General features: G+C 41.3%; 5 protein-coding genes. All 5 read right to left on the bottom strand.

What is annotated here, in order from left to right; translation table 11 throughout:
• Window positions 1-126 precede the first annotated feature (126 nt).
• Entirely contained in the window at window positions 127-3,042 is a 2,916-nt protein-coding gene (locus NI464_RS14985) for a hypothetical protein (RefSeq protein WP_253139382.1), read from the bottom strand.
• 1 nt (window position 3,043) lies between these two features.
• Window positions 3,044-4,108 (bottom strand): OmpA family protein, encoded by a 1,065-nt coding sequence (locus NI464_RS14980; RefSeq protein ID WP_253139379.1) that lies wholly within the window; start codon window positions 4,106-4,108, stop codon window positions 3,044-3,046.
• 2 nt (window positions 4,109-4,110) lie between these two features.
• Window positions 4,111-10,125, bottom strand: coding sequence for an SdrD B-like domain-containing protein (locus NI464_RS14975; RefSeq protein WP_253139376.1), 6,015 nt, complete (start codon window positions 10,123-10,125; stop codon window positions 4,111-4,113).
• A gap of 70 nt (window positions 10,126-10,195) precedes the next feature.
• Window positions 10,196-12,970: a DUF7619 domain-containing protein gene (locus NI464_RS14970; RefSeq protein ID WP_253139373.1), complete on the bottom strand. Its 2,775-nt coding sequence runs from the start codon at window positions 12,968-12,970 to the stop codon at window positions 10,196-10,198.
• Between the two features lie 117 nt (window positions 12,971-13,087).
• A complete protein-coding gene (locus tag NI464_RS14965; RefSeq protein WP_253102135.1) occupies window positions 13,088-13,570 on the bottom strand; it encodes a hypothetical protein in 483 nt (160 codons plus the stop codon).
• Between the last annotated feature and the right edge of the window lie 314 nt (window positions 13,571-13,884).

The raw sequence follows: 13,884 nt of genomic DNA, 5'->3' as shown, positions 1-13,884 counted from the left end.
GGCAGTCTTAAATAAATTTACGATATTAGGCCGGCCTCATACCCAAGTTACCACTTAAATTTAAGTCGCTTAGGGAAGTTCTACTTTTTAAATCTTTGTGCAACAAAGCCTCTAATCATGACCAAATCATTGCATTTTTATACCAAAATACAGTGACTTTTGTTCTTGAGGTAAAAGTAATGGAAATATCGTTTTAACTTTAGAACCGTCGTCCTGCACCGCTTCAGCACTGCTGGTCATCGGCAGAACAGTGTCAGATTTCCATGGAATGGTATAAGCTGGATACATATCATTCACAGCGACATCAGTCAGCTTTGAATCACCTGTATTGGTGACTGTTATACGGTAAACTAGACAATCTTTATCGCCTATAGTCACATTACCTATCGAGTAGTTGGCACCTTTTACCGCAGCAACATCCATAGCTGCACAATTTGGCTGTTTAAACTGCGTTTTATGAATTTGCAGCTGGTTGGCACCTACAGTAACACTGTCTATATTAGCAAGTGGTGCCAAAATAATACTTTGGCCATTATTGTCTGGTTTAGCTTCAAGTTTGACTTGACTGCTTATGCCATTTGTTGAAGTAGCTGGCGCCTGAACTTTAATCAGTAAAGCCAGTTCAGCTTTTTCCAGCAAAGAAAAGCTTTGATTGCTGATCATGATATCTGTGCTGTCTAACACACCATTATTATTGCTGTCTTCAAATAAGGTATATAAGAAATCATCTGCACGGACAGGCGTTAATACAAATGTAATATTCTTTTCCTCAACACCGCCGTGGTTAATTAAACGGTGTGGAAAAACATAAGTGCCGCCGACATTGATCTGCGCGGTCTGGTCATTGACCAACTCAAGCAAGCGCTGCGCTAAATGATCCGAAGTAACCGCATCACGAATAACATCGCCCAAACCTGACTGCAGCGATTCTATTGCAAACCAAATATCATGATTATTTTGTGCAGAAGCTAATGCAGTTACCACCGCACACACCTCAGCTTCAGTATTTGCATCGACAGTCAGCTGTGTCACCTGTTTTGCACCGCCCAAACCGGCTTTACATTGTGCAGATGATGTGTCAAAAAACTCAATTTTAAGCTGGTCAGTATAAGGCTGAATCGTAGATTTAACCAAAGGTGAAAAAAGGGAATCAGTACGTGATTTATTGACTGCCGTGCGTGATGCATACAGTTGGTAGTCCTGCTTTAACTTCGCGCTATTTTTAATTTTTAACGGAAAGTACGCCTTGTTTTCTACAGAGGCCTGAGTCCACAAGGGCTGACCACCATTATCTATAACAAATAAACCTGTACCTGTTTTACCCGAATCATTGTTAAATAAATCGTTTACAGCTGCATACATAGTTTTAGCTTGCGCTTTATTATTTGTTAGATCCTGCTCAGATGAATCAGTTTTAACTTCTACATCATTAGTAATAAAACTTACATTTTCTGCTGTTTCTTTGTCTGTAGCACTAACTAACAAGTTCGTGAGAGTAAATTTAAAATATTGATTTTCAGGTACATCACCAATAGTAAATCCAGTTGTGCTCAACAGCTGAGTCGCCCTTATTTTTGCATCACCCGCTTTGAAGCCCGATAAAAATGCATCACAGGTGCTGTAAAGTTCAGTACCTGTTTCATCTACTACTTTACATGTCAATTCTGTATTTGCTGTAGCAGCCAAGTTAGCGCCTAAGGTATCAAAAAGTTTTGAATTCTTCGCTAGTACTTTACTATCATTAAATAGAATCATGTCATAAGAAACCAAATCATTCGGCGCAGGCGCAGTTTCCTTAATTTTTTTAGTAATACTTAAATCAACATCATCATCTTCAATTTCATAACGAAAACCATCAAAAACATCACCACCACACTCACTCAAATCCAAAACGGCAATGCTTGTCTGCGTCTTATCTAGTGCAAATGGAATGACCTTTTTGCCTTCCTTATTATTATTATTAATGACTTGTATCACCAAACCCGTGACTTTTACACCAGCAGCATAATTTAAGCTCGGATTATACTTGACCTTATATTTAAAACTTAATTTTTTCGGATCAGCAGTCACTGTTGGAATAATTTCTATAGGCGTACCGCTGCTGTTATCAAAAATTCTATAATCATTGTGGTATACAGCAGGATTGCTAACAGCTGTATTATCAATAATAAAAGCAACGTCAAAATCACCAGTGACTAAGCCAACAATATTAAAATCGACAGAATGATATGTTCCTGTCGCATTCTCTAAAACAGTATTGTTCTCTGCAGAAAATTCAATAGCAGGCCGTAATTTGACCTCAATATTATCCAACCAGTTACCCTCTAGATTTGTTCCCCCTTGCGCCTGAAAACCAAATGATTTCACTTTAGCGGTTGCTCCGCCTAGGTAGCTTGATAATTGTACAGGCGTATCATTTTTATGATTTGTCCATGTTCTGGTAGTACTTGAACCAAATGAAGTAGCTCCGGAAGAGTTTTCTAAACGATTGATATTTGTAGGGGTTAATGCTGCTGAGCCTCCGTTGTCTACAATTTCATCTGCAATGATAAAAGAAATTTTTTCAGTTCCGGCATTGTTCCGGGCCATGTGCCAAAGTGACCAGGTGAAGCTATCCTCTTTAGTAACACAAATATTTTGGTACAGTGTCGAAGTAGTATGTGCGTTTAACTCTGCATAAAGTGCTCCCTGCTTAGCATCTGGAGAGCTTGTGGTGCTATTTCCTTTCCAAAGTTCAATTTCACGGTGACCTAAATCGTTACCTTTATTGTCAAAAAAAGATGCTGTTGTTTTCCAGCCTTCAATCCATTTCTGATCAAACAAACAATAGCCGAATGTCCATGATGAACCTGAGGTTCTATTTTGACATGATTGAGTATTGGGAGTAGCACCTGGTAATAAGTTTTCAAAACTTAAATTGACAAAACTCCGCTGAATTCTTTTGCTGTCTGCTGGCAAGTTAACATCCGCATAAACCTGTGTAACTGCACCCGCCAACAGTAATGAAGATGCCAAAACATGAGGTAAAAATTGCTTCATCATTTCAGTTCACCTTCACTTTTTTTTGCTCTGACTCTATTTGTAAATCTTGCCACTGCGGTTCAATTTGAATTTGACCTACTTCATTCATTTCAATCACGACACGGCGGCTTTTCGCATAAGCCATTTGCATATTGGCATCTGTTTGCAGCTCCTGCGCGCCTTTAGCTGCTGACCGAATACGGTTGGCGTCTATGCCCTGCGTCATTAAATACTGCTGTACTGCTTGTGTACGCCGCTCTGCCAGTTTTAAGTTGTATGCTTGACTTGCACGGCTATCTGTATAGCCCAACAGCTGAACATTAATCTGCGGATACTGTTTCATTACATGAATCAATTGATTCAGTACAGATTGACTGGCAACACTTAGCTCTGTTCTGTCTAAGGCAAAATGTACTACATTCTGTACTTTGACAGCTTCAGCCTGTACCTGTTCATTTTTTTGATTTAACGGCCACAGTTTTGCATTTACACCATTGCAGCCTTTACCATTCAACTCTGCCAAAGATGGTGCTGCATCTGCGTCCCAGTGCATATTAACAGCTTGAATTTTAGAAGCTTCAATCGTTTGATACAAAGACTGTTCTGCTGCACGGAAAGGTTCATTCGCATGGCGCCAGCCCAATTCGCAGTATTCTGCCGCAGCCCAAACCAGCATTACCTCTGCTTGCGCCAAGCTTTCTGGTGCCTGTTCAATAGCGCCTTGCTGCTTTAAAAACTCGGCTTGCTGCCATAAATCGCGGCGCATCACCTGAGATACACTTAAAATAGGGGTTGTTAAAGAGAGCTCTTTGCCTTCTGCTAAACTGCTGGCCAATTGCTGCGCCTGCTGCAAAGCTTCTTGGCCGGCAGGCGTCAAACTGCCTTCTGACCATTCATTCAATGCATAGCTCAGCCACATTTTAGCTTTATAAGCGTGATAACGGCCTAGTGCATCACGGCTTTCATATTGAACTAATTCTGCTTTCAAAGCATCGATGTCTTTTTGCGGATCATTGGCAGCAGATACTGCATAGACCGCAGTTTGGCTCATACATAAGCCTGCCAGTAACCATGTACGCAATTTCATGTTTATCGTCCTTGCTCTGGCTCTAAAGATAAATTGGTCTTCGCAGTTTTGCGGCCAAATAAATCCTCATCAAACTTGAATCTAAATCTTAAATACGCGCCTTCACCTGTAGAGCTTGTATTCGCAAGTTCATCGTCTTGATAGCCCAAGAAGTTATAGCCTGCCGATACCCAAAGATTGGCCGCCAACAAATAACCCAATTCCGCACCTACTAAATAACGTGTTCCGCCGCCTCGATTCGCCCATAATGCACCTGATTGCAGACTCATATCCCAGCGTTCATTCAAATCATAAATCATACGACCGCTGATCAATTGTGTTAAAGCATCACTGTTAATACCATATTCATCCAGCTCAGACCATTTAGCAGCATACTGTCCTGATAAAGTCAGTTGACGTTGCGGATGGTAGTTGGCATGTATAGAAGTGACATAAGATTCACGCTTAAATGCTGCTTCCAAATCTGTGGCATTGTCTTCGTAGTAATATTCAAACTTCGATAAAATATCCAACTGGTTTTGGTCAAAATCACGCCATGCATAGCCCAATTGGAAACGGTTACGTAAATGATCCCCCTGTTCTGCATCTTTATTATCTACAAAATTTAGGGTGTTTTTAGTTAGTACTGTTGCATCGTCCGATAATTTATATGCATAACCGATTGTATTAATAATCGTATCTGAAGTGTCTGCCCGGCGGCCTTCTAAACGTGTGGTCGCTTTCCAGATATCATTCGCTAAATATTCAAGGCCAAGGCTTAGCGCTGTTGCATCATTGCTGGTATTGTCTTCATTTTTAGACAATGACTGAATACGTTCAAAGCTGCTGCTGACATAGACACGCGGCTTAATTTGCCAGCGATTGCGTAGGCCCAATGCTGCTTCAGCTTCACGGTTGCTCATGCCGTTGCCAACACGGTATTCACTGAACGCTGAACCATCTTTCATATAATTGCTGGAAATACCAAATATCGTACTATTCGTTTCCTCCGTTGTATTCATAGAATACAAGCCATCAATCGCAGAAATTACTTCGTGACGTGCATACAATTCTGTATTTGGAAGCACCTTAACTGTGCCGCCTAATGCCAAAACCTGTTTCTCTGAGTCAGATAAATCCTGCTCATATTCTGCAAATGCAGTTGCGCCTTTCCACGGCAAATTGCCAGTAAATTTAATTCGGCCTGTTGTGCCGTTATATGGACCTAAACTTTCAGTCGCTAAAGTCGCCGCATTAACCGTTTCATCGTAATGGCGCAGGCCCAATTCAATCGCCAGCACCTTAAAGAAATTACGCTCTAAACTTGCAGATATGCCTGTACGCACACCGCTATTGCCCTGATCTTCTGTACGGATAGCCTCTACACGCGCCAAACCTACGTTGGTAATTGGAGCAGATGCTTTAATGCCGCTTTCTTTACGTCCCGCGCTAATAGTGGCAGCATCATTTTGAAAACCATCTTCGGCCTGCTGATGATAAGCGCGGACATTGGCAAAGCTTGGCGCATATTCAAACTCAATACGGCCTGCAGTGCCTTTTTGCTGATCTGAACTGCTGCTGTTGATTTGCGTGATTTGGTCAGCGTTACCATCGGTATTTTTAGACTGCGCGATTTCAGCAATTAATTTACCGTATTGACCCACTTTTAGCACAGTATTCACACTGGCAATTTGCTCTTCCTGCAATGGATCATTACTTTGCACAAAAGAGCCACCTATTTTTAAATGGCTTTTTACTGCATAACTGAAACTTAAACCGCCAACTTCATATTCCTCACCAATCTCTTCTGCTTCAACAGTGATGCGGATATAATTTGGGTTCAAATCTTTATCGACACTTGCGACTGCCTGCTTTAGATAGATGCTGTTGCTATACGTATCAATTTCATAATCTGAAAACCGCGTTAAAGTTTGTTTAGCAATAATTAATCCCGGATTATTGCGGTCACGAGTGATTACTTCAACTTTTTCACTATTTTCTAAAATCAAATCATTTGAAATAGAACCTAGGCTATACGGGCCAGTAATACCCATCGCACGGTTTTCAGTGACCACTTGCCGTGATTTAGTTTGCGCGCCAAACGCTGCTGCCTGAAGCTTATCTCCATCATGACCCAGTTTTACACCCGTTAATGAACGGTTATATTGACCTAATGCCAAGCCTTCGTCTTTTTCTGTACGCGTTACATAGTCACCGTACATAGCATATGAACGACCTTTGTCTAGACGAACATACAATTTGCTCGTTGATTGCGCTTCAAAACCTTTGGCGGCAGCATCGCCATAAACTGGGTAATATTCATCTGGCTGAATATCACGAAATAAACGCTGTTTCGAACTCTTATTCGAATCATAAGCAAGCGTCAGCAGATAATCGCCTTTAACCTTCCCTTTAATAAACATTGCTGTACGGCCAGTTAAAGATGTATCACCCCAATCAGCAATCTCATTTAATTCATCTTCAAAGCCATCATTTTGATTTACGCTATGCAGCTTGCCACTATCGAAATTATTGAAGTTAATTGAACCTTCAACTAAACCAACGGCAATGAGCGGACGCAAATCAGCTTGGAATTGAATATCAATTTCCTGCTCCAGCAAACCGCTGCTGACACGCAGCTTGCCGCGTCCCGGGATGCTTGGTGAAATGATTGGCACAATCATTTCACCACCGTCAATAAAGGTCTGAATACCTGGCTCATTCGGATTCATATCCTGCAAGTCAATCAAGCCTAAGTCACTTTCCAGTGTCAGCTGAGTACGTGTTGCAACCTTGACACCTTGTTTATCTTGCAGCTGCACCGCTATTTGTAGTACATCACGGCCATTCGCCATCACTAGCTGATTCGGCTGATTTATTTTTAGCTGATGAACTCCACCCGGCACAATCACAGTGATACTCTGGCTTTCACGTACGGTGCCAAACAAATCTAGCTGCTGTACTTGTAGAGTATTTTTTCCAGTCTGCAGTTCAACACCAACATATTCTACGCCCTGCTTGCGCTGATCTTCCAAGATTGCTAGTTTACCGCGCTGCTTTTCATGCACCTCAGCACCATTCACCAAGATTTTAAGCTGAGTGCCCGCAGCACCTTGAATTTGCACCGAAGTCTGAGCAAAAGGCAGCACTTGCCCTTCTTTTAAATTTAATATTTCTAATTGATTGTTGTCACTGCGTTTTAAATAATCCTCCAAGTTCACTAAAATAGGAGGTTTGACTGGATCAATGACCAGCTGTGTCTGTTTGCTGCCCTGAACAGCATCTTTATTCAGCAGACAATTCTGATCATTGTCATTGGCTAAGCAGCCTTGTGTATTTTCATTACGCGTACTGCTGTCTAAATAAGACGGCACATCAATCGACAGCTGTTTATTAATCGCTTTTTCAAGATTCAAATTACTTGAATTAATTTTATCTTGACGCTGTTTCACGGCCTCATTCAATGGCGTAGAACAAGTACCCGCCTGATCTGCCATCGCAAAATCTGCACGGTGCAACTCGCCGCGCTTAACATCAACAAAGCGGCTCGATGGATCACCAGCATTACGGTTCGATTGCGTAATTAATTCTACGCCTGCCGGCAGTGTCGTGCGGTCTAATTTGAGGACATGCGTTTTCGGTGAAATACCGTAGAAGTCATATTTGCCTTCTCGGTCTGTGATGATATAGCTACCATCTTCCATGTATAGACGTACACCTGGTACACCTAATTCACCTTTATCCTGCATACCATTGCGGTTACAGTCGGTATAAACCTTACCCACCACAAAGGCATCTGAACTGAATACTCCAGGCCGCACTTTCACTTTTGCCTGCGCTTCATTTGAGCTTAGACCTGAACGGTCGACTACACGAGCACGGTTAATACCGTCTCCATTCAGCGCATTTGGCCCAACCAAAACACGGTATTCAATTTTCGCTGTAGCATTCACAGCAAGATCGCCTAAGCCTAGAGTCAAATATGGCCCTTTTCCGCCTTCTGGATCTGGTGCAGGTTTGCCGTTAACCCGCATTGTGCTTGGCACATAGCTAAAACCGCGCGGCAAAGTATCTTGCAGTTTAATATCACGCGCCAGCACGTCGCCATTATTCGTAACTGAAATACTATAATTAGTAAAATCACCCAATTCGACTACCGTATCACGTGCAGTTTTTTTCACCATAAGACCAGATTCGCTCAGCATCGGGTCAATTGGTATATCGATATTGGGTACAGGGCTATTGGATGCAAAAGTAAACATGCCGCCATAAGAGTAGTCAGAATGCACTGCCAGCCCATTAAATGATGTGATAGGGTATACCAGCTGATCACTGACAAAACTGTAGCCTTTGTCTGGAATCGTTGAGGTATCTACCAAAAGTTTGTAATTTCCTGGAACTACCAGCGGATAAACAAACTCACCTGTTGCTGAAGTTACCTGCTTTGCAGGCATAGAAATGAGCGCACCCGTATTATGGTCTATAGTAAACGCAACATTTGCACCAATCGGCTGGTCGTATTCATCGACTAAGGTTACTGTAGCGCCAGCCACAGGTTTTTGTGTTTTTGAATCAAAAACAATACCGTATGGATCAATTAGAACCTGAGTCGACACCTCATTGATTGGTGTCGTAACCTTACCTTGTTCATCTAAGCATTCAACTAAACTAATGTTGACTTCATCACGCTTCAAGGTTTGCAGCTTGAGATCAGCTAAGTTTTTAACTGTATTTTCTTCTGTTTCCAACTCAAAATAGAACAGTCCAGAATTTTCATCACTTTCAACAGCAGAAACCACAACAATATCACCAGTCAATTTTGACTGGATCTGAATACGAACTTGTTCTTTGCCAAAACGGTTTGCATTACAAATTGCAGCATTGGTTTTTAAATAAATCGGCTCATTGACTTTGCCTGTGTAAATGCTGGATGCATAGTCACCCGTGGTGCTGTCAATAGTCGGTTTACCGACAATATCTGTTTTAACCTTATCCGACAGGGTCTTTTTATCCGTTTGTCCAGTACGGTGTAAAACATAAGCTTCATTCACCAAAGTGGTATAGCTGACTGAAGCTGATGTTTTTACTGCAAGCTGAATCGTGCTTTTTTTCCCTGCAGCAAAAGGCTTTTTATAGGCCATGACAGCATGGCCTATTTTTGTTTTATCATTAGGAAATTGAGTCAAATACTGGCCTTCCGCAGTGCGGTATAAAGCCACTGCGTCTGGGTCATTATCTGCAGTCTGAATATCTTCAAAAATAGTATTCGGCGGCAACGGGTCTTCAACAATGACCCATGACTCTTTTTGACCATCTACGGTAATTTCCGCAGGTGTAACCTGCAGTGAAGCAGAGTTCGTCACTATCAGGGTATAATTTAAACGATGTTCTCGGTTATTTGCAGTAATTAAGGTTTGATCAACCGCTTTTTCTATTCTTAGTTTCGGTGTAAAAACTTGTACAGGGTCTTTTACTGTTTTCTTCTGTATAGGCTCTTCACGGATTTGCGCGCTAAGCGGTAGCTCTAACTTTGCCTGATCTGGAGCTAGCAAAGACGTATCAGCCGCAACCCACAGGTAAACAGTCTGATTAGGCGCCAGCTGCAACCCGTCAGTGATTAAAGTATCAGAAATATCAAACACGCCATCTTGATTGGCGTCTAAATAAATTTTTATATTAGATAAATGATTAATGGATGCAGTTTTAAAATCAAACCATGCATCAGTATTACTTGTATTCGTTACTTGGTTCAGCCAAATTACTTTCGAACCGGCTTCAACTTGTTTCATTTGGTCAGGAAATAGCTCTAAACCATAAAATTTTGCAACTTCAACATTAACGGCATTGGATTGGGTAGTCCGCAGCACTTGTCCGCCCTGCAAATCACTCACCTCATAGCTTGCGTAAGCAATATTCTGAATGATTTGACCTGCTGTCGGCATTGCAGCATGACCCTGTTGAGCAAAAAGCAAAGCAGATGCAAAAGCAGATGCTGAAAGTGCATCTATCTTTATGTTCATCACTTTTTTATTTGACATAACCCCAACCCAACAAAAAAAAATAATTTAAATGCCCCTTCCTAAAAAGAGGCAGCACAAAAATAAAGGATTATTGAGAATCAACTTGGACCGCAAATTTTAATTCAGCTGTAGCTGCTGGTGTTAATGTACCAACAGCGTACTTCAACTCTTTCGTACCAGTAGCCGGTGCAGCAGCAGCAGGATCAGCTGAGCCAGTGAGATAAGCGGTATAGCTTGGCACCATATCAGTAATCACCACATTTTCTGCATCAGCATTACCGTCATTGCTTGCTACGATTTTGTAGTAAACACAATCACCTGGTTTTGCATCTAGTTTAGTTTCAGCATACGCTGTAGGAACACTCTCACATTTCGCAGAAAGTGCTTGTGTTTTCACTAAACGCACTTGGCCTAAGTTGATCACCGTACGGTCTGTAATACTTACATTAGAAGGTGTTGGAGCAGCCTTATAGTTTGGATAGATTGTTTCATCATTAAATGCAGGATTCTTCAAAGATGCTGCAGGTTTAAACGTTACAACTGTCGTATCCGATTCGCCGGCTGAAGCTGTTGCAGGCGCTTCAACTTTGACAAGAATAGAGACTGATTCTTTTGGAGATAAACCAGCTGCCGTATTCGTGGTATTGATGGTTGCCAATATAGCAGCTAATGATGCTGTACGATCAGCTTCCGTCGCACCTGTAATCAACTCGTTAGCTGATTGCTTTCCATCACCATCAATATCAACATAAACAGAAGTATTTACACCCGAAAGTGTCGAAGTCCAGTCAATGTTTAGCGGATAAGGTCCTGCACCTTCCAATACGTTGCCGGTGTTGGTTAAGGTATGGCTGTATACAATTGTGCCGCCTGGTGCGACCTGACCTTGACGGTCTGGGGTAAAGGTCAGCTGGCGCTGTTCTTCCACACCTACATTAAAGGTAATGTTATCGCTGGTTCCCGTAGCTGGCGACTTAATTTCAACTTTAATATCTTCCTTTGTACCAGCAAGTGTATCTGCTGGTGGCGTAACCACTAAACAGAAACTTTTTGACTCACTTGGTTTAATATTGCCAGAGTTCGCCACTTTTGCTGTTGTACAGTTGCCAGAACTATCTTTTTCAAAAATTTCTATCGTCCAGCCCGCAGGTACATCAGGCACAGTAATGATATAGTTGTCCGGAATATTGCCTTCATTTTTGATGGTGATATCGAAGGTTGTCGGTGTTGCTGGCGGTGTTGTTGCATTATCTACTGGAGTAGGAGTGCCCGCACCTGTACCTTTTTCGCCGCCTGTTGTCGGCTTATTGACCAAGTCAACTTTATTCTCTGTCAGTTCAGAAATTATTAGTTCTAAGGTGTCCTTTTGCGCATTTTTAACCGAAGTGCTAACCATAGTAATACCCACACCAGGTGCTACTACTTTTTCCCCATTTGGCAAAGTCACGCGAACAACAAATTGTAATTTATCCCCAGCCGCAATCGGACCTGTATCGACAATACCGTCACCATTGGTATCGGTTGCAGGTGTATTGCCATCTGCTTTTAAAATTTCAACAATAGCGCCATCTGGTAGTTTGCCAAATCCACTAATCACTGTTTTGTCTACAGTTAAATTATAAGTATCCGTCGAATTGCCGCGGTTATGCACAACAACCATATCACCTTCGGTGCTAGATTTACCAAATACAATCGGTACGCCTTGCTGACCAGCAATTGTGATTTTGTCATCACCAACTGCACCTGATACAGTTATTGAGCCACCATCCTTAAAGCTATCTAATTTAGAATCGTTAATTGAACCGTCATAAGTACCTTCAACAACTACAATTGATGGGTTCGATGGTACTGTCGTCGGGTTATTTGGATCTGTCGGAATCGGCGGCGTATTCGGATCTGTTGGTACATCCGTCATATCTACAGGAACTTTCGGGCTGTTCGGATCTGATGGATTTTGAGGTTTACCGTCAGGATCAACATACGCGGTATTTTTAATATCGCCCGCATTGGTCGTATCAAGTACTTTCACCTTAAAGGTTAGTTTGCCTGAAGTATTCGGTGCTACGCTTGCAATGTTATATAAAAATGCATGTTTGGTTGAATCATATTCAAACTTGTCTGCATCTGCCTTATCGTCAGTTAGCGGTGTTGTACCGCCATTAAGACGCGCTGAATCTTTAAGGTATTCAACTGTTTTCGGCAATACGTCAAAAATTGCAACATTTGTGGCCGTAGTATTACCAGTATTTTTAAAAGTTAATGTATATTCAATTTCCTTGCCAACTTGCGTCACGCTAACATTAGCCGCTTTGGTAATTTGCAGTACAGCACCTGTAGTAATTCTTGTAGTATCAGTATTTGATTTCACAGCCACGGTATAAAGTGACGCAGTTTGCGCTGTTGCAGTAATTTCTAATTTATCCAGCTGACCTTGCATTGCCGTACTTGGTGTAGTTGCAACCACCACTAAGCCTACAGACTCGCCAGCTGCTAGCTCAATCAGATCAGTGCCAGTTAATGCAACGTTGCTGTCCGCCATACCGTCTTTATTGCGGTCAATATAAATCGCATACTTGCCGCCACCGCTGAAATCAAATGTCGTATTAGAGTCATCAATATCTTTAAGTCCAATACTGAATTTATCAGTACCATTACCCGTGTTTGTTAAGATATGTGAGAACGTGACCTGACCATTTGGGGTGGTTTGTGCACTGCGGTCAGCTTCTAAAGTAAAGCTGCCAATTTGCGCCACTAATGTTTTCACTTCATTCGAAGTCACTACACGTTCTGTGCCGGTATTATCTGTATACGTTGCTGTTGCAACGTTACTAATATTTGTACCCGCCAATGGAACTGCAGCCATAGTCTGACTACTGAATGACACCCCGCCAGCAACTGCTAAAGCGGCAGCGACTGTGCTTAACTTAAAAATATTTTTCATAAAAAAGTCCAACGATAAAGTCTGATTAAAACCAAAAAATTATTCTGAAGCGTTCACTTTAACTTGAGCAGAAACCGTAATTTTTTGCTTCGGTTTCAACTCGCTTACACTCCATTGCAATACACGGTATTCACGCAGCGGAACATTCACTTTTTTGCCATTTTCCATACGCGTTAGCGGTGCTTTGGCAAATGTTTTTCCATCTAAAGAGGCATATGTATCTTTGGGCATGCTTAGCCCTGTATAAGTTACATACTCAGGAAGAGGTAAATTCAATTTCAAATTTTTCAGAGAATTCGCTGACGTATTTATATAGTTAACTCGATATTCCAAAGTGCTATTTGGCTTAACTTGATCGGTTGCTTTTAACTCTTTAGACGGTTTTTTATTTTCTTCAACCTGAAACACTTTCATTTGTGCTTCTAATAATGGATTACTGTTGGCATTAACTGCGCTTGATGCTCCACCCACGAAAGAAGTTAGAAAAACTAGATAAAACCCTTTTTTCATTTGCATAGACATAAAATATAGTTTGATTAATTACAATATCTATATGTTACAACAAAAAAATTATAATCAGATATTAGTTATAAATTTTTTGAATATATTTTACAGTTTTTTTTGTAAACGACACGCCAATCTCAACTTTTAATTAACCCGAATTACAGATAAGAAAATCGATTGAAAAAAAGATGGTTAGAGCTATTTAGAAACTTACTACACAAAGGCTTTGTTGCATAAACATTCAAAAGCTGAATCCCCCTTAAGCCATTCAAATTTAAGTGACAACTTGGGTATGAGGCCGGCCTAATTCCGTAAACTTATTGAGCACTGCT

The organism is Acinetobacter lwoffii, assembly GCF_024129685.1.
Taxonomy (GTDB): Bacteria; Pseudomonadota; Gammaproteobacteria; order Pseudomonadales; family Moraxellaceae; genus Acinetobacter; species Acinetobacter lwoffii_X.
This window is presented reverse-complemented; position numbering and strand designations above follow the sequence as displayed.

Excerpts from the sequence above, each read along its gene's own strand:
- NI464_RS14985 (WP_253139382.1), bottom strand. The coding sequence starts at position 3,042 with ATGATGAAGCAATTTTTACCTCATGTTTTGGCATCTTCATTACTGTTG.
- NI464_RS14980 (WP_253139379.1), bottom strand. The coding sequence starts at position 4,108 with ATGAAATTGCGTACATGGTTACTGGCAGGCTTATGTATGAGCCAAACT.
- NI464_RS14975 (WP_253139376.1), bottom strand. The coding sequence starts at position 10,125 with ATGTCAAATAAAAAAGTGATGAACATAAAGATAGATGCACTTTCAGCA.
- NI464_RS14970 (WP_253139373.1), bottom strand. The coding sequence starts at position 12,970 with ATGGCTGCAGTTCCATTGGCGGGTACAAATATTAGTAACGTTGCAACA.
- NI464_RS14965 (WP_253102135.1), bottom strand. The coding sequence starts at position 13,570 with ATGTCTATGCAAATGAAAAAAGGGTTTTATCTAGTTTTTCTAACTTCT.